Source organism: Methylibium petroleiphilum PM1, assembly GCF_000015725.1.
GTDB lineage: Bacteria > Pseudomonadota > Gammaproteobacteria > Burkholderiales > Burkholderiaceae_C > Methylibium > Methylibium petroleiphilum.
Genome location: NC_008825.1, coordinates 2,653,238 through 2,671,532 on the forward strand (window position 1 = coordinate 2,653,238; position 18,295 = coordinate 2,671,532).

Below are 18,295 nucleotides of genomic sequence, written 5' to 3' on the forward strand. Positions count from 1 at the left end.
ATGGCGGACTTGTTGGGGATGGAGGCGTCTTGCCACGCGGGATAAACTTTGCGTGACATATCTCACGCCGGCTTGATGACTTCACTGCTCCAACGCACCGTCCTGTTCGCCGACCTGCGCGGCAGCACCGGCCTGTTCGAGAAGCTCGGCAACGCCGAGGCGGCGTCGGTCGTGACGCAGAGCGTCGCCCTGATGGCGCAGATCGTCGGCAGTTGCGGCGGCCAGGTCGTCAAGACGCTGGGCGACGGCCTGATGGCGGTGTTCGAGCAGCCGCAAGGTGGCATCGAGGCCGCCGACGAGATGCACGAGTCGCTGGATCGCATCGTCGCCGGCGCACCGCAGAGCGGCACGCGCCGGCAGGCGTTGAAGCTGCAGGTCGCCATGGCGCACGGCGAGGTGGTGGAACTCAATGGCGACTGCTTCGGAGACGCCGTCAACGTGGCGGCCCGCCTGCTCGACAGTGCCGGGGACAACGAGACGCTCACCACTCAGCAGGTGCTCGACGGGCTCGACGCCGAGCACCGTAGCCGCTTCCGCTCCCTCAGCAAGCTGCAGCTGCGTGGTCGGCAGGAGCCGGTGCAGGTCTACCGGCTCGATGCGCGGCGCTTCGGCGAGACCGTGGCCACGCTGTTCGAGGGCTCGGTGCCGATGCCGGCGCCGGACGGTATCCGCCTGGCCTGGCTGGACGTGACGCGGGTGTTCGCCGGCGTCGATCTGCCCGCTGTGCTGGGCCGAAGCCCGCAGGCCACCTACTGCATCGACGACACGCGCGTCTCGCGCTCGCACGCCCGCGTCGAATGGCACGGCGGCACCTTCCAGGTGAGCGACCTCAGCTACAACGGCACCTACGTCCGCTTCGCCGGTCGCGACGAGGTGATCGCGTTGCGTCGCGGCAGCTGCACGCTGCACGGCCGCGGCGTGATCTGCCTCGGCGCCTCACCGACCGACCCGACGGCCCCGACCGTCAACTTCGACGTGCTGAGCTTCCAGGACACCGAGCCGCGCTCGACCGACTGAGCCCCTCAGACCCCCAATCGGTCGGCCAGTGCGAGCAGATCGGGCCCCTGCCAGCAGCGCACCCCGGCCCCGATGACATCGTCTTCTCGTCCCTCACCGTCACGGCGCACCCAGGCGGCCTGCATGCCAGCGTCGAGCGCACCGTGCACGTCGAGCCGCAGATCGTCACCGACGTGCAGCACTTCGTTCGGTGCGCAACCCAGACGCTCGCAGGCCGCGGCGAAGATGCGAGGATCGGGCTTGCCGACCCCGAATTCTCGCGCCGCGAGGCTGCCTCGGAACCAGGGTTGCAGCCCGATCCGCACGAGATCGGCGTTGCCATTGCTCAGTGCGAACAGCGGCCAGCGCGCAGCCAGCCGCTGCAATGCCGGCAGCGAATCGGCATAGAGATCGACGCACTGTCGCTCGGCGAGAAAGACCGAGAACGCGGCGTCGAGCAAGGCTTCCGTCTCCCCCGCCGCGACCAGCAGGCGCCGGATGCTCTCGCGCCGCAGGGCACTGAGATCGTGCGCCCAGTCGGGTCGCTCGCGCGCCACCGCCTCGCGGTCGGCCCGCATCGCGGCCAGGTCGAACCGCTCGGTGACGCGCGGAGCATGCCGCTGCAGCCAGGCCTGCAAGGCCGATTCAGCGCGAGCGATGGTCGGCCAGATCGGCCACAGCGTGTCGTCCAGATCCAGCGTCAGCGCGCGGAGCTTGCCAGTGTCCAGGTTCATTGCAGATCGCCCCCGGACGCAGTGTGACCGAAGCACGGCGCCATGGTGCCGGCCGCGGCCATCGCCGCCTCCGGGCGTGACGCTCCGCTACATTACGTTGCCCTTCCAACCGGTGACCGACCGCTGAATGAAATCGGCCCCAGCGCCCGCCGACGATGCCGAGCGCCTGCGCGTCCTGCACGAACTGCGCCTCCTCGACACCGAGGTAGACCCCGCTTTCGCAGCGATCGCGCGGCTCGCCCAGCAGCACAGCGGCTGGTCCGTCGGCGCGATCAGCCTGGTCGCCGCCGACCGCCAGTGGTTCCCCGCGTCGGTCGGCCTCGAGGTTCGCGAGACGCCGCGCAAGCTCGCCTTCTGCGCGCACACCATCCTCGGGAACGATGCGATGGAGATCGTCGATGCGCAGCGGGACGAACGATTTGCCGACAACCCGCTCGTCGTCGGGGCCCCGCGCCTTCGTGCCTATGCCGCGGTGCCCGTGCAGGTCGACGGCCAACGGATCGGCACCGTCTGTGCGATCGACGCACGACCCGGGCGACTGCCCCCCGACGCCCTGGCCACACTGCGCGATCTGGCGACGCTGACCAGTGCCTTGCTTCAGGCGCGGCTTCAGGAACAGCGCTCGCGCCTGCAGGAAAGCCGCGTGCGCGCTGCGAGCCGCGCCGGCAGCGACTGGCTCTGGGAGACCGACGAGCACGGCACGATCAGCTGGGTGTCCGACAGCGTGGAAGCCCACACGGGCCACCCTCCCAGTCATGAGGTGGGCCAGTTCGGCCAGGGCATGCACCGCGCGCGCGACGATGAGCACCGCGCTTCCTGGGAGGCCCTGGTGGCCGCACGGGCGCAACAGCGGCCCTTCCGCAACGCCGTCGCCGATCGCGACGCGGCGCACGGCACGATCACGATCTCCACCAGCGGCGACCCGGTCTTCGATGCCACGGGACAGTTCAAGGGCTATCGCGGCGCCGCGCGCAACATCACCGAGGAACTGAACCGGCGCACCCAGGAACAGCGCACCCAGGCACTGCTACAGGCGGCCATCGAAGGCGTCGCCGCCGGCGTGATGGTCAGCGACCCCCGCGGCCGCATCGTGCTGAGCAACACTGCCTGGCGCACCGGCATGCAGCGCTTCCTGCCAGAGTGGCCGTCCCACTGGCCCGATCTCGTCCACGCGCTGCTGCGGGCCGGCGCTTATCCCGACGCCACCGGCCGCGAGGCCGAGTTCGCCGCATGGCGGCTCGGGCTCACGACCGCCGAGGGTCGCCAGCACGAGCTGCGCTTTGGCCAGCAGCACGTGCTGGTGACCGACCAGCTGCTGGCCGATGGCAGCGTCATTCACCTGTCGATCGACATCACGCGGCGGCGCCGCACCGAGCTCGAACTCGCCGAGCAGCAGGCCCGGCTCGGAGCCGTGCTGCGTTCACTGCCCGATCTGTGGTTCGTGATCGACGCCGAAGGCCGCCACGTCGAGTGCAGTGACGAACGGCACCCGAGCCTGTTTCGGCCTTTCGAGGAGTTGCGCGGCAAGCACTTTGCCGAGGCCGTGCCCGAACCGCTGGCGAGCCTGGCCATGCGCTCGATTGCCGAGGCGCTGCGCAGCGGCGAAGTGCAGCGAATCGAGTACGAACTGCCGACGCTGGACGGCCGGGTTCGCAACTTCGAAGCCCGCATCTCGCCGATGGGCGGCGACCGCGTGCTGTACCTGACGCGCGATCTGACCGAATTGCGCCACTTGGAACGCAATGTCCAATTGATGCAGCGTGCGCTCGAGGCCGAGGCTGCCTTGCCGATGGTGGTCGCCGACGCCACCCAGCCTGATCTGCCGCTGATCTACGCCAACACCGCCTTCGAGCGCCTGAGCGGCCTGCCGCTCGACCAGGTGATCGGGCGCAACTGCCGCTTTCTGCAGGCCGGCGATCGCGACCAGCCCGGACTGACCCGGCTGCGCGAGGCGCTTGCCGCCGAACGCGCGTGTAGCGTCACGCTGCGCAACCAGCGCGCCGACGGCACCTCCTTCATCAACGAGCTGCACGTGGCACCGGTGCGTGACACGCTGGGCCGCGTGACCCATTACGTCGGCGTGCAGCACGACGTGACGGAGCGCAGCCGCGCCGAGCGGCAGCTCGCGCTCAGCGAGACGCTCTACCGCTCGGTGGCGGCGTCGATCACCGACGGCCTGCTGGTCATCGGGCCGGATCGCCGGATCGTCACCGCGAACCCGTCCGCCTGTACGCTGCTGGGGGCCCGCGCGACGACGCTGACCGGCCAGCGCCTCGGGCGGCTGGGCTACAAGCTGCTGGAGGAGGACGGCCGCCCGGTCGAGCACGATCGGCATCCGGTTCGCGAGGTGCTCCTGAGTGGCCGGAGTGCGCTCGACCGGGTGCATCGGCTGCGACGGCCGGACGGCAGCGAGCGCCTGCTGCGCCTGAACGTGCAGCCGCTGCGCGCCCATCCCGACGACAGCCGGCTTTCCTGTGTGGTGACTTTCCGCGACATCACCGCCCAGCGTGGCGCCGAGGCCGAACTGGCCCAGGCCGAGGCGCGCTGGAAGTTCGCGCTCGAAGGCGCCGGCGACGGTATCTGGGACTATGACGAAGATACACAACTGGTCTTCTACTCGCCGCGCTGGAAGGCCATGCTCGGCTACCGCGATGACGAGATCGGCACCTCGACCCGCGAGTGGTCGCGCCGCATCCACCCCGATGACCGGCCGGGCGTGATCGACGCCATTCGGCGCTACCGCGCCGGCGAGATCACCGAGTACCGCACCGAACACCGACTGCGCCACAAGGACGGCCACTGGATCTGGGTCTACGAGCGCGGCAAGATCGTCGAGCGCCGCGCCGACGGCAGCCCACGGCGCATCGTCGGCACGCACACCGACGTCACGCGCCAGAAGATGGCCGAACAGGCGATGCGCGACAAGGCCGCCGCCGAGCTGGCGAGCCAGGCCAAGAGCGCATTCCTCTCGCGCATGAGCCACGAGATGCGTACCCCGCTGAACGCGGTGATCGGCTTCGCGCAGCTGCTGCGCAAGGACGACGCGCCCGGCGGCGCGCGCGTCGCCCAGTTCGGCGACCACATCCTGCAGGCAGGCGAGCACCTGCTGGCGCTGGTGAACGATGTGCTCGACCTGCAGCAGGTCGAGGAGGGCCGGCTGTCGATCCGGCTCGAATCGCTGCCACTGAGAGCAGCGGTCGACGCGGCGCTCGAGTTGATCCGCCCGCAGGCGGCGCAGCGCCGCGTGACGGTGTGCAACCTCATCGAACCGGACCTGTCGGTGCAGGCCGATCCGCAGCGCCTGCGGCAGGTGCTGCTGAACCTGCTGTCCAACGGCGTCAAGTACAACCGGGAGGGCGGCGAACTGCACTGTTCGGCGGTGCTCGACGGCACGACCCCGTGCTGCACGCTGCTGATCGAGGACCAAGGCTTCGGCCTGGAGGCGGACGACCTTGCGAGGCTGTTCCAACCGTTCGAGCGACTGGGCCGTGAGACATCGGCCATCGAGGGCACCGGACTCGGTCTGGTCATCTCGCGTCGGCTCGCCGAGGAGATGAACGGGCGCCTGTCGCTGAGCAGCCGCCCGGGGCACGGCACGCTGGCACGGCTTGAACTGCCGCTGCAGGCGCCCGTCGAACCGGCGGGTGATGCCGCGGCAGCGGCCCTCGCTCCACCGCTTGCAGCGCCCCCCTCGGCCGCCCTGCCGCTGCGCATGCTCTACGTCGAGGACAACCGCATCAACGCCATCCTGTTCGAAGAAGCGATCAAGCTACGCGGCGGGATCGATCTGCGAATCGCCGAGGACGGCCCGGAAGCGCTGACAATGGCGGACGAATGGCAACCCGACGTGCTGGTCCTCGATGCCCACCTGCCCAGCACCACGGGCTATGACGTGCTGGCCGAGTTGCGCCGCCGGCCGGACTTCGAGCGCACGCCGGCCTTCATGTGCTCCGCGGACACGATGCCGCAGGATCTGCAACGCGCGACCGACGCCGGATTCGCCGGTTACTGGACCAAACCGATCGACATCGACCGCGTGATGAACGACCTAGACGCCCTGCGCATCGCCGCCCGCTCATGAAGCACGCACCCGAACCCGCGCACCGCCACGGCGGCGCCGAACGCTGTGCGATCCTGCTGGTCAACCTGGGCACACCGGACGAACCGAGCGCCCCCGCACTGCGCCGCTACCTCGCCGAGTTCCTGAGCGACCCGCGCGTCGTCGAGATCCCGCGCGCAGTGTGGCTGCCGATCCTGCACGGCGTCGTCCTGCGGGTGCGGCCCGCCAAGTCGGCCGCCAAGTACGCCAGCATCTGGACAGCCGAGGGCTCGCCGCTGAAGGTCTGGACCGAAAAGCAGGCCAAGCTGCTCACCGGCTATCTGGGCGAGCGCGGCCACCCGGTGCTGGTGCGCGCGGCGATGCGCTATGGCCAGCCCTCGGTCGCGACCCAGCTCGACGCGCTGAAGGCCGATGGCGCGACACGCATCCTCGTGCTGCCGCTGTACCCGCAGTACGCCGCCGCCACCACCGCCAGCGTGTTCGACGCCGTCTACGCCTGGGCCGCTCGCACCCGGCGCGTGCCGGAGCTGCGCTTCGTCAACCACTACCACGACGACCCGGGCTACATCCTTGCGCTCGGTCGCTGCATCGAAGACCACTGGATGCGCAACGGCCGCGCCGAGCGGCTGGTGCTCAGCTTCCACGGCGTGCCCGAACGAACGCTGCGCCTCGGTGATCCGTATCACTGCGAGTGCCAGAAGACAGCGCGGTTGCTGACCGAGCGGCTGGCACTGAAGCCCGAGCAGGTGCTGGTGACCTTCCAGAGCCGCTTCGGCAAGGCCAAGTGGCTGGAGCCCTACACCGAGCCGACTTTGGTGCAGCTGGCGCAGCAGGGCATCCGGCGCGTCGACGTGGCCTGCCCCGGCTTCACCTCGGACTGCCTCGAAACGCTGGAAGAGATTGCGCAGGAAGCCCGTGAGGCCTACCTGCATGCCGGTGGCGAGACGTTCCACTACATCCCCTGCCTGAACGATCGGCACGAGTGGATCGCCGCGCTCAGCGACATCGCGATCCGCCACCTGCAAGGCTGGCCGACCCAAACGGCGCCGGATCCGGCGGCCCTGCAGGCCCAGGCTCTTCGGGCCCGCCAACTGGGGGCCCAGGCATGAGCACAACCGGGCCGGGGGTTCGCCTCGACAAATGGCTGTGGGCCGCGCGCTTCTACAAGACGCGCAGTCTCGCCGCCGAGGAGATCGGCAAGCACCGGATCGAGGTCAACGGCGTACCGGCCAAGGCCTCGCGCGAAGTCCGGGTCGGCGACGAACTGCACCTGCGCCAGAACGGTGGCCTGTCGCGTACGGTGATCGTGCGCGGCGTGTCCAGCGTGCGCGGCCCGGCCCCCCAGGCCCAGGCCCTGTACGAGGAGACCGCAGCCAGCCTCGCGCAACGCGAAGCCCGTGCCGAGCAGCTGCGCACCGCGCCCGAGCCCGCCCTCAGCATCGACCAGGGCCGCCCCACCAAGCGCGACCGGCGCCAGCTCGCCGACTGGGACCGCTGGAGCGCCGCGCTGGACAGATAGCGCGGCCGGGGGCTGCAGCCCAGACATCGTCGCCGCACCGGGCGCCGCTGGTGCCTGCCACAGATCAAAATGCCCCTCTTGAAAATACGGACTCCGGCCCAAGCTGTTGTCCGTTCCCGCAGAAGCTCACCCTGAAAATGGAAAAACCTGAAGAAAATCAAGCACCTGGCGCGCCCGAGCCCTCCTTTGCCGCAGACACGCCGGACTTGAACAACGCCGCCGCCGCATCGACGCCCGAGCAGCGCCTGGCCGAACTGGAAGCCAAGCATTCCGAGATGGCCGATGCCTACCTGCGCGCCAAGGCCGAGGCGGAGAACACCCGGCGCCGTGCCGAAGAGGAAATGAGCAAGGCCCGAAAGTTTGCGGTCGAAGGCTTCGCCGACAGCCTGCTGCCCGTGAAGGACAGCCTGGAGGCCGCCCTCGCGATCGAGGGGGCCACCGTCGAGCAGTTGCGCGAGGGCACGCATGCAACGCTGCGCCAACTGGCCACCGCGCTGGAGCGCAACAAGGTGATCGAGATCTCGCCGCCCGCCGGCACCAAGTTCGACCCCCATCAACACCAGGCGATCACGATGGTGCCGGTCGAGCAGGAGGCCAACACCGTGGTGGCCGTGCTGCAGAAGGGTTACCTGATCGCCGACCGCGTGCTGCGCCCGGCGCTCGTCACCGTCGCCGCGCCGAAATAACACCGCACCCTCTTGAATCAGCGGAAGTTATCCACAGCTTCCCAGCAACAGATTTCAGCTTGAAGGAGTTTTGACCATGGCCAAGATCATCGGCATCGACCTGGGGACCACCAACTCGTGCGTCGCCATCATGGAAGGCAATACCACCAAGGTGATCGAGAACAGCGAAGGTGCGCGCACCACGCCGTCGATCATCGCCTACCAGGAGGACGGCGAGGTGCTCGTCGGCGCGTCGGCCAAGCGGCAGGCCGTCACCAACCCGCGCAACACGCTGTACGCGGTGAAGCGCCTGATCGGCCGCAAGTTCACCGAGAAGGAAGTGCAGAAGGACATCGACCTGATGCCCTACACCATCGCCGCGGCCGAAAACGGCGACGCCTGGGTCGAGGTGCGGGGCAACAAGCTCGCGCCGCCGCAGGTGAGCGCCGAGGTGCTGCGCAAGATGAAGAAGACCGCCGAGGACTACCTCGGCGAGACGGTGACCGAGGCCGTGATCACCGTGCCTGCCTACTTCAATGATGCGCAGCGCCAGGCCACCAAGGACGCCGGCCGCATCGCCGGTCTGGACGTCAAGCGCATCATCAACGAGCCGACCGCGGCCGCGCTGGCCTTCGGCCTGGACAAGCACAACGACGGCAAGGGCGGCGACCGCAAGATCGCCGTGTACGACCTCGGCGGCGGCACCTTCGACATCTCGATCATCGAGATCGCCGATGTCGACGGCGAGATGCAGTTCGAGGTGCTGTCGACCAACGGCGACACCTTCCTCGGCGGCGAGGACTTCGACCAGCGCGTCATCGACTACATCATCGCCGAGTTCAAGAAGGAGCAAGGCGTCGACCTGAGCAAGGACGTGCTCGCGCTGCAGCGGCTGAAGGAAGCAGCCGAGAAAGCCAAGATCGAGCTCTCCAACAGCACGCAGACCGACATCAACCTGCCCTACGTGACGGCCGATGCCAGCGGCCCGAAGCACCTGAACATCAAGCTCACGCGCGCCAAGCTCGAGGCGCTGGTCGAGGAACTGATCGAACGCACGATCGCGCCCTGCCGCACCGCCATCAAGGACGCCGGGGTCTCCACCAGCCAGATCAACGACGTGATCCTGGTCGGCGGCATGACCCGCATGCCCAAGGTGCAGGAGAAGGTCAAGGAGTTCTTCGGCCAGGAGCCGCGCAAGGACGTGAACCCGGACGAGGCGGTGGCAGTCGGTGCCGCCATCCAGGGTCAGGTGCTGGCCGGTGACCGCAAGGACGTGCTGCTGCTCGACGTGACCCCGCTGTCGCTCGGTATCGAGACGCTCGGCGGCGTGATGACGAAGATGATCACGAAGAACACCACCATCCCGACCAAGTTCGCGCAGACCTTCAGCACCGCCGACGACAACCAGCCGGCGGTGACGATCAAGGTGTTCCAGGGCGAGCGCGAGCTGGCCTCGGGCAACAAGATGCTGGGCGAGTTCAACCTCGAGGGCATCGCGCCGGCGCCGCGCGGCATGCCGCAGATCGAGGTGAGCTTCGACATCGACGCCAACGGCATCCTGCACGTCGGCGCCAAGGACAAGGGCACCGGCAAGGAAAACAAGATCACCATCAAGGCGAACTCCGGCCTCAGCGAGGAAGAGATCCAGAAGATGGTGAAGGACGCCGAGCTCAATGCGGCCGAGGACAAGAAGAAGCTCGAGCTCGTGCAGGCGCGAAACCAGGCCGACGCCATGGTGCACAGCGTGAAGAAGAGCCTCGCCGAGCATGGCGACAAGCTCGACGCCGGCGAGAAGGAGAAGATCGAGTCCGCGCTGAAGGACGCCGAGACCGCGCTCAAGGGCGAGGACAAGGCCGAGATCGAGGCCAAGACCGAGGCGCTGATGTCCGCGAGCCAGAAGCTCGGCGAGAAGGTCTATGCCGACATGCAGGCGGCTCAGGCCGCGGCCGGTGCGGCAGCGGGCGGCGGCGAAGCACCGGCGGCCGAGGCGACCGCATCGAAGCCGGCCGACGACAACGTCGTCGATGCCGAGTTCAAGGAAGTCAAGGACCAGAAGTAAGACGAGCCCACCCCGGTGAGCCTCCCCCGTGAGCCGTCGGCGGCACACGGGGGCTTTGCACATTAAGAAGGCAGCCCTCATGGCGAAGCGTGACTACTACGAGACCCTCGGCGTCGCCAAGAACGCCAGCGAAGAAGACATCAAGAAGGCCTACCGCAAGCTGGCCATGAAGCACCACCCCGATCGCAACCAGGGCGACGGGGCGAAGAAGGCCGAGGAGAGCTTCAAGGAGGCCAAGGAGGCCTACGAGATGCTGTCCGACGCGCAGAAGCGGGCCGCCTACGACCAGTACGGCCACGCCGGCGTTGACCCGAACATGGGCGGCCGAGGCGCAGGCGGTCCCGAAGCCTACGGCGGTTTCGCCGAGGCCTTCGGTGACATCTTCGGCGACATCTTCGGCCAGAACGGCCAGCGTCGCGGTCCGGGGGGCCAGCAGGTCTACCGCGGCAACGACCTCAGCTACGCGATGGAGATCACGCTCGAGGAAGCGGCGCGCGGCAAGGACACGCAGATCCGCATCCCGAGCTGGGACAGTTGCAGCACCTGCGACGGCACCGGCGCCAAACCCGGCACCAGCGCGAAGACCTGCCCCACCTGCAGCGGCTCCGGCCAGGTGCATCTGCGCCAGGGCTTCTTCAGCATCCAGCAGACCTGCCCCAGCTGCCACGGCACCGGCAAGATCATTCCCGAGCCCTGCACGGCCTGCAACGGCGCCGGCCGCATCAAGAGCAACAAGACGCTGGAGGTCAAGATCCCGGCCGGCATCAACGAGGGCATGCGCATCCGCTCGGCCGGCAATGGCGAGCCCGGCACCAACGGCGGCCCGGCGGGCGACCTGTACATCGAGATCCGCATCAAGGCGCACGACATCTTCGAGCGCGACGGCGACGACCTGCACTGCACGATCCCGATCGGCATCGCGACGGCAACGCTGGGTGGTGCGATCGAGGTGCCGACGCTGGGCGGCAAGGCCGAGATCGAGTTGCCCGAAGGCACACAGCATGGCAAGACCTTCCGGCTGCGCGGCAAGGGCATCAAGGGCGTGCGGTCCAGCTACCCGGGCGACCTGTACTGCCACGTGGCGGTCGAGACCCCGATCAAGCTGACGGAACACCAACGCAAGCTGCTGAGGGAACTTGACGAGAGCCTGAAGAAGGGCGGCGAGCGCCACTCGCCGAATGCCAAGAGCTGGACCGACCGGGTCAAGGACCTGTTCAAGTGACCGAGAGCGGCCGGGCCTTCCCCGGCCGCCGCGCGGTGCCACGGCCTTAAGGCCCCGCTAATGCGGCGCCGGCACAGTCAGCCGGATGCTGTTGCCCCATTCGCTGACCCGCGCCCCTTTCCTGCTCCGCCGGCGCAACGCCCCCGACACCGAGCCCCACGCGGCACCGCCCCATAGCCCGCTGGCGCTGGCCTGGTGGATCGCGTTGTGGATCGCCGGCCCGGCCAACTGGCCCCTCTGGAAAGCCTTCGCGGGCCTGCCCGATGTCACCGGCACGCGCGGTCTGCTGTTCGGCATCGGATTCGGGCTGATGATCGCCGCAGCGACGGCCGCGTTGCTGAGCCTGCTGGCGTGGCGACCGACCTTCAAGCCAGCCCTCACCGTGGTGCTGCTGACGGCGGCGGTGAGCGCACATTTCATGGGCAGCTACGGCGTCGTCATCGACCCCACGATGATCCTCAATGTGCTGGGCACCGACGTGCGCGAGACGCGCGACCTGCTCAGTCTGCGGTTGCTGGAGTCCCTGTTGCTGCTGGCCGCGCTGCCACTGTGGTGGCTGTGGCGTCGGCCCGTCGACTACCAGCGCGGGGCGGTGCGGGCGATCCGCAATCTGGCGAGCCTGGCAGGCGCGCTGGTGATGCTGGCGGCGATGACGCTGCTGTGTTTCCAGGACCTGTCGGGGACGATGCGCAATCACAAGGAGCTCCGCTACCTGGTCAATCCGCTCAACGGCTTCTATTCGGTCGGCCGCGTCGCCTACGCGAAGCAGGCCAGGCCGGCCGGGCCGCCGATGCCGATCGGCCTCGATGCACGCCCGCTGCCACCGCTGGCCGGCCAGCGCACGCCGCTGCTGCTGCTGGTGGTCGGTGAGACCGCCCGCGCCGACCACTTCGCACTGAACGGCTATCCGCGCGACACCGACCCGGAACTGCGCGCGCTCGACGTGCTGAGCTTCCGCAACGTCACGTCCTGCGGCACCAACACGGCGGCGTCCCTGCCCTGCATGGTGTCGCACCTCGGCCGCACGGCCCACGAGGCGCGCTCGCACAACTACGAGAACCTGCTCGACCTTCTGCAGCACGCCGGTCTCGCGGTGCTGTGGATCGAGAACCAGGCGGGCTGCAAGGAGGTGTGTGATCGCGTACCGCACACCCGCCCCGAGCAGCCGGCACCGGGCGCGACACCGCCCGACGACCGCCTGTGCCCGAACGGAGAATGCCTGGACGAGGCGATGCTGCACGGACTCGATGCCCGCCTTGCCGCGCTGCCGGCGCCCCAGCGCGCGCACGGCGTGGTGCTGGTGATCCATCAGATGGGCAGCCATGGTCCGGCGTACTCGCAACGCTCGCCGGCCGATCGCAAGCGCTTCACACCCGAGTGCACGAGCACCGTGCTGCAGCAGTGCGACCACCAGCGACTCGTCAATGCCTACGACAACTCGATCGCCTACACCGATCACGTGCTGGCGCAATCGGTGCGCTGGCTCCGGCAGCAGACCGCCAGCTACGACCCGGCGATGCTCTACCTGTCGGACCACGGCGAGTCGCTGGGCGAGAACAATCTCTACCTGCACGGCCTACCCTACGCAATCGCGCCGCGCGAGCAGAAGCACGTGCCGATGATCGCCTGGCTGCCACCGCAGCGGCTGCAGGCCGACCGGCTCGACCTGGGCTGCCTGCGCGGCCGGCTCGACACCTCCTTGAGCCACGACAACCTGTTCCACACCGTGCTGGGTCTGGCGCGCGTGCGGGCTGGCGAGTATCAGCCCGCGCTCGACGCGCTGGCCCCCTGCCGTGCCGCGTCCTGATGTCGCGCGCCTGTCGGGCGCGCAACGTGACCTGTTGCTCGCGCTGGCCGGGCTGGCGCTGTTGATGCTCTGGGACAGCAGCGGCCTCGACATGGCGTTGCTGCGGCAGGTCGGCGATGCCGACGGATTCGCCTGGCGCAACCACTGGCTGACCGCAGGGCTGCTGCACCAGGGCGGTCGCTGGCTGAGCGTGGCGCTGTTCGTGCTCACGGTCGCGATCACGCTGCGCCCCTTCGGCCCCTGGCGCGGCGCTATGCCACGCGAGCGCGTGTGGGCCCTGGGCATCACGATCGCCTGCCTGGTGCTGATCCCGCTGCTCAAGCGCCACAGCCTGACCAGTTGTCCCTGGGAGCTGCAGGAGTTCGGCGGCGTGGCGCGCTACGTCTCGCACTGGCGCTTCGGCATAGGCGACGGCGGCCCGGGCCGCTGCTTCCCCTCGGGCCATGCCTCCGGCGCGTTCTCCTTCCTGGCACTGGCCGTCCTGCTGCGCACACGGCGCCCCGCGGCGGCGCGCGCCGTGCTGATCGCGCTGTGCACGGTCGGCGCCGTGTTCGGCCTCGCGCAGATGGCGCGCGGCGCGCACTACCTGAGCCACACGCTCTACACCGCGTGGCTGTGCGCCAGTCTGACCGCGTTGTCGTGGCAGGCGCTGCAGCGGCCGGCATCGCGGGCACTGCCGCTGCCGCACCACCGGCCAGCGGACTGAGCCGGCGCCTTCAGCCCATCGCCCGGGTCACGAAGCGATAGCCGACGCCGGTCTCCGTGAGCAGGTACTCCGGCCGCGCCGGGTCGGCCTCCAGCTTGCGCCGCAACTGGCTCATGTAGATGCGCAGGTAGTGGCTGTGCTCCACCGCGTTCGGGCCCCAGACCTCGCGCAGCAGCTGCCGGTGCGTCAGCACCTTGCCGGTGTTGGCGATCAGCAGCGTGAGCAACCGGTACTCGATCGGCGTCAGGTGCACCGGTTCGCCGTCGCGTGCCACGACGCGTGACGCAAGGTCGACATCGACTGCGCCGAAGCGAACGTGCACGGCCCCGGTGTCCGAGACGCCTTGCGCGCGCCGCCGCGCCACCCGCACGCGCGCCAGCAGTTCGCCGACGCCGAAGGGCTTGGTCAGGTAGTCGTCGGCGCCGGCATCGAGCGCGGCGATCTTGTCGGCCTCGTCGGCGCGTGCCGACAGCACGATCACCGGCACCTGCGACCAGGCCCGCAGGTCATGCAGATAGCCGACCCCGTCACCGTCGGGCATGCCGAGGTCGAGCACGATCAGGTCCGGCCGCCGCGTGCCGGCCTCGACCAGTCCCTGCCTGAGGGTCGCCGCATCGAACACCAGCCAACCCTCGCCCTCCAGCGCGATGCGCACGAAGCGGCGGATCTGCGGCTCGTCCTCGACGATGATCGCGATGGGCGCGGGATCGCTCATGGCACGGCACCGTCGAGTGCGGCATCCACCGTCACGGCCTCGGGCTGCGGCAGCGCCGGTGGCGTGCCGAGCGGCAGGCTGAAGCCGAAGCTCGCGCCCGGCCGCTCGGGCGGGCCGTCGCCTCGGCCGGCGCGAATGTGGCCGCCGTGCGCCTCGACGATCGCGCGGCAGATCGCCAGGCCCAGGCCCACGCCGGCGGTGGCCGACTCGCGCTCGCCGCGCACGAACTTCTCGAACAGCGCCTCCTCTCGGCCAGCCGGCAGGCCAGGGCCAAGATCGCTCACGCTGACGACCAACTCCTCGCCCTGCACCCGGGCGCCGATCGTCACCGCGCTGCCGGAGGGCGTGTACTTCGCGGCGTTCTCCAGCAGGTTGCACAGCACGCGCTCGATCAGCGCCGCATCGAAGCACACCAGCGGCAGGCCATCCGGCAGCTCGGTGCGCACCGGGTGGCGCGCCAGGGCCGGGCCAAGCGAGCGCAGCGCGCTACCCACCACCTCCTCGATCGGCTGCCACTGCCGGTCGAGCTGCACCGCGCCGCTCTGCAGTCGCGCCATGTCGAGCAGCTTGCCGACCATCGCGTTCAGGCGCCGCGCCTCCGCACCGAGTGCCCGCGCCATCTCCTGCGCCTCGCCCTGCGTGCCGTCGACCAGGGTGTCAGCCAGGCCGTAGAGCGCCGCCAGCGGCGTGCGCAGGTCGTGCGACAGCGCCGACAGCAGCGAGTTGCGCAGGCGCTCCGACTCGATCTGCACCGTCGCCTGCTGCGCCACCTCGACGTAGTGCACGCGCTCCAGGGCGATCGCGGTCAGCACAGCAAAGGTCTCGAGCTGGCGGCGCTGCTCGGGGACCAGCAGCAGCCGCGGCTGCGTGGGCTGCAGCGCCAGCACGCCGCGCGAGCGCATCGGCGCCTTCAGCGGCAGGTAGAGCCAGGCGGTGCCGGGCAGGGTGTCGGTCCCAAGTCCGGCCGCGTCGCCGTGGTCGAGCACCCACTGGGCCGTGCCGAGGTCCAGGCCGGGCGCATCGGCGCCGCTGCGCGGCCACTGCAGGCGACCCGCCTCGTCCTGCAGGAAGGTGCGCGCGCGGCCCCGGAATTCACGTTCGATCGCCTGTTCGGCCGTGTGGACGACCTGGTCGGTCAGCAGTTCACCCGACAGGTCGCGGGCCAGTTCGAACAGCGCCCGCGAGCGCGCCTCGCGGTGCGTTGCGACGCTGGCCTGGTAGCGCAGGCCGGCGGTGAGCTGGCCGGTGAGCAGCCCGACCACCAGCATCACCGCGAACGTCAGCAGGTACTGCACGTCGGACACCGCGAACGACAGCTGCGGTGCGACGAAGAAGAAGTCGAAGGCGGCGACGTTCAGGAAGGCCGCCAGCACCGCCGGGCCGCGGCCGAAGCGCAGCGCCACGCCCACCACCGCGAGCAGGAACAGCATCACGATGTTGGCGAGCTCGAACACCGGCTGCAAGGGCAGCGCCACCAGCGTGGTCAGGGCGCAGGCCGCCGCCGCCCAGAGGTAGCCCTCGGGCCGGCCGGGCGCGAGGCGGCCTTCTCCCTGGCGCTCGCGCGTCACCGGCATGGCGTGTCGCTGGCCTTCGCCGACTTCGATCAGATCCACGTCGGGCGCCAGCCGCGCCAGCCGCTGCGAGAAGGTGTCGCGCCGCCACCAGGGGCGTTCACGGTTGTGGCCCATCAGCAGCTTGGAGAGGTTGTGCTCGCGCGCATGCGCGGCCAGCGCGGTTGCCACATCCTGCGCCGACAGCACCGCCGTGACCGCGCCCAGCTCGCCGGCGAGCTTCACGGTCTGCAGGATGCGCTCGCGCTGCGCGGCCGGCAGGCGCTGCAGCGCCGGTGTCTCGACGTAGACCGCGTGCCAGGCCACCGCGAGCTGCTGCGCCAGGCGCGCGGCACTGCGCACCACGTGGTCGGAGTCGTCGCGCGGCCCGATGCAGCACAGCAGCGCGGCCTCGGTCTTCCACACCGGCGCGATGGCCTGCTCGACGCGATAGGCCTGCACGTCGTCCTCGACGCGGTCGGCGGTGCGCCGCAGCGCCAGCTCGCGCAGCGCCATCAGGTTGCCCTTGCGGAAGAAGTGCCCGACCGCCCGCTCCGCCTGCGCCGGCAGGTAGACCTTGCCGGCCTTGAGCCGCTCGATCAGCTCGTCGGCCGGCGTGTCGACCAGTACCACCTCGTCGGCGCGATCGAAGAAGGTGTCGGGCAGGGTCTCGTGCACGCGGATGCCGGTGATGCCGCTCACCACGTCGTTCAGGCTCTCCAGGTGCTGCACGTTGAGCGTGGTGTAGACGTCGATGCCGGCATCGAGCAGTTCCTCCACGTCCTGCCAGCGCTTGGGGTGGCGCGAGCCTGAGACGTTGGAGTGGGCCAGCTCGTCGACCAGCAGCAGCGCGGGCCGGCGCGCCAGCGCGGCGTCAAGGTCGAACTCCGGCAGCGTGCGGTCGCGGTGGCGCACCACGGCCGGCGGCAACAGTTCCAGGCCGTGCAGCAGTGCCTGCGTCTCGGCGCGGCCATGCGTCTCCACCACCCCGGCCAGCACGTCGACGCCGTCGTCGCGCAGCTTGCGCGCCGCCGTCAGCATGGCGCAGGTCTTGCCGACCCCGGCCGACGCACCGAAGTAGATACGCAGCCTGCCGCGCGCGGCCCGCGCCTCGTCGTCGCGAAGTTGCACCAGCAGTTGGTCAGGATCGGGCCGCGATTCGGTCATACGGCACCCACGCCGCCACGTTGTCTCACCCGCGGACGCTGCGGGTCCGGCTCCACCGGCCCGTCAGCGTCGCTCCCTGGAGGGGGAGCGGCGCAGCCGCAACGGGGGTGGTCGTCCTCACAGCCAGCCCGACCGCCGGAAGCGCCACCACACGAAACCGCAGGTCGACGCGATCAGCGCCAGCGCCAGGGGGTAGCCCCACTTCCACTTCAGCTCCGGCATGGAGTCGAAGTTCATGCCCCAGATGCCGGCGAAGGCGGTCGCCACCGCGAAGATGCCGGCCCAGGCCGCCAGACGCTTGGTGACCTCGCTCTCCTCGATCGCCACCATCGACAGGTTGACGTGGATCGCGGTGCCCACCGTGTCGCGGATCGACTCGATCGAGGCGTTGATGCGTGTCAGGTGGTCCACCACGTCGCGGAAATACTCCTGCGTGCCGGCGCACATCTGCGGCACCCGGCCGCCGTGCAGCTTGGCCGCTGCCTCCAGCAGCGGCGCGACCGCGTGCTTGAGCACCATCACGCGACGCTTCAGGTCGTAGAGCCGCTCGATGTTGGTCCGCGCCGTGCCCTTGACGAAGATCTGCTCCTCGATGGTCTCGAGCTCGGACTCGAACGTGTCGATGATGGGGAAGTAGCGGTCGACCACCGCGTCCATCAGCGCGTACAGCACGAAGCCGGATCCGCGCTTGAGCAGGTGCGGCTCGCGCTCGCAGCGGTCGCGCACGCCGAGGAAGCCCTGCGTGCTGCGGTTGCGCACCGACAGCACGTAGTTGGGCCCGACGAACACGTCGACCTCGCCGACGTTCAGGTCCTGGCCCACCGCCTCGACAAGATGCAACACCGCGAACATCGAGTTGCCGTACTCCTCGATCTTGGGACGCTGGTGGCCGTGCTGCGCGTCCTCGACCGCGAGTTCGTGCAGGCCGAACTCGTGGCGCATCTCCTCCAGCTCCTCGGTGCTGGCGTCCTGCAGAGCGACCCAGACGAAGCAGCCGGGCCGCGAGATGTAGTCGCTGATCTGTTCGACGGGCAGGTCCGCGAGCTTGCTGCCGTCCTGGTAGGCCACGCAATTGATGAGCATGGGCGATTGTGC

13 protein-coding genes are annotated in these 18,295 nt (G+C 69.5%); 9 read left to right on the forward strand and 4 right to left on the reverse strand.

Annotated elements, in window-relative coordinates; genetic code table 11:
* The first annotated feature begins 75 nt into the window (after positions 1-75).
* Complete coding sequence (locus MPE_RS12570) at positions 76-1,017, forward strand: adenylate/guanylate cyclase domain-containing protein (protein ID WP_011830080.1); 942 nt, start codon at positions 76-78, stop codon at positions 1,015-1,017.
* A gap of 5 nt (positions 1,018-1,022) precedes the next feature.
* Here MPE_RS12570 and MPE_RS12575 read toward each other — a convergent pair whose 3' ends face one another.
* Positions 1,023-1,730, reverse strand: coding sequence for an HAD family hydrolase (locus tag MPE_RS12575; RefSeq protein ID WP_011830081.1), 708 nt, complete (start codon positions 1,728-1,730; stop codon positions 1,023-1,025).
* Positions 1,731-1,857: 127 nt separating this feature from the next.
* Between MPE_RS12575 and MPE_RS22785 the strand changes: the two genes are divergently transcribed.
* The 8 genes from MPE_RS22785 to MPE_RS12615 all read left to right on the forward strand — a co-directional run bounded on the left by MPE_RS22785 (position 1,858) and on the right by MPE_RS12615 (position 13,768).
* A complete protein-coding gene (locus tag MPE_RS22785; protein ID WP_011830082.1) occupies positions 1,858-5,811 on the forward strand; it encodes a PAS domain S-box protein in 3,954 nt (1,317 codons plus the stop codon).
* Complete coding sequence (hemH, locus tag MPE_RS12585) at positions 5,808-6,899, forward strand: ferrochelatase (RefSeq protein ID WP_011830083.1); 1,092 nt, start codon at positions 5,808-5,810, stop codon at positions 6,897-6,899. The genes MPE_RS22785 and hemH overlap by 4 nt, the downstream gene beginning before the upstream one ends.
* Positions 6,896-7,309, forward strand: coding sequence for an RNA-binding S4 domain-containing protein (locus MPE_RS12590; RefSeq protein WP_011830084.1), 414 nt, complete (start codon positions 6,896-6,898; stop codon positions 7,307-7,309). The genes hemH and MPE_RS12590 overlap by 4 nt, the downstream gene beginning before the upstream one ends.
* Before the next feature lie 137 nt (positions 7,310-7,446).
* On the forward strand, positions 7,447-7,995 hold the full coding sequence (grpE, locus tag MPE_RS12595; RefSeq protein WP_011830085.1) for a nucleotide exchange factor GrpE: 549 nt from the start codon (positions 7,447-7,449) through the stop codon (positions 7,993-7,995).
* 76 nt (positions 7,996-8,071) lie between these two features.
* Positions 8,072-10,033: a molecular chaperone DnaK gene (gene dnaK / locus MPE_RS12600; RefSeq protein WP_011830086.1), complete on the forward strand. Its 1,962-nt coding sequence runs from the start codon at positions 8,072-8,074 to the stop codon at positions 10,031-10,033.
* A 79-nt stretch (positions 10,034-10,112) separates the two neighbouring features.
* Positions 10,113-11,255, forward strand: a complete 1,143-nt coding sequence (gene dnaJ, locus MPE_RS12605) for a molecular chaperone DnaJ (RefSeq protein ID WP_011830087.1) — start codon at positions 10,113-10,115, stop codon at positions 11,253-11,255.
* Between the two features lie 85 nt (positions 11,256-11,340).
* Positions 11,341-13,062, forward strand: coding sequence for a phosphoethanolamine transferase (locus tag MPE_RS12610; RefSeq protein ID WP_011830088.1), 1,722 nt, complete (start codon positions 11,341-11,343; stop codon positions 13,060-13,062).
* Positions 13,049-13,768: a phosphatase PAP2 family protein gene (locus tag MPE_RS12615; RefSeq protein ID WP_011830089.1), complete on the forward strand. Its 720-nt coding sequence runs from the start codon at positions 13,049-13,051 to the stop codon at positions 13,766-13,768. The genes MPE_RS12610 and MPE_RS12615 overlap by 14 nt, the downstream gene beginning before the upstream one ends.
* A 10-nt stretch (positions 13,769-13,778) precedes the next feature.
* Here the strand turns inward: MPE_RS12615 and kdpE are convergent, their stop codons facing one another.
* The 3 genes from kdpE to corA form a co-directional block, all read right to left on the reverse strand.
* Positions 13,779-14,483 carry a two-component system response regulator KdpE gene (gene kdpE, locus MPE_RS12620; protein WP_011830090.1) on the reverse strand — a complete coding sequence of 235 codons (705 nt, stop codon included), beginning with the start codon at positions 14,481-14,483 and terminating at the stop codon, positions 13,779-13,781.
* On the reverse strand, positions 14,480-17,200 hold the full coding sequence (kdpD, locus tag MPE_RS12625) for a two-component system sensor histidine kinase KdpD (protein ID WP_011830091.1): 2,721 nt from the start codon (positions 17,198-17,200) through the stop codon (positions 14,480-14,482). The genes kdpE and kdpD overlap by 4 nt, the downstream gene beginning before the upstream one ends.
* A 117-nt stretch (positions 17,201-17,317) precedes the next feature.
* Entirely contained in the window at positions 17,318-18,283 is a 966-nt protein-coding gene (gene corA / locus MPE_RS12630; RefSeq protein WP_011830092.1) for a magnesium/cobalt transporter CorA, read from the reverse strand.
* Between the last annotated feature and the right edge of the window lie 12 nt (positions 18,284-18,295).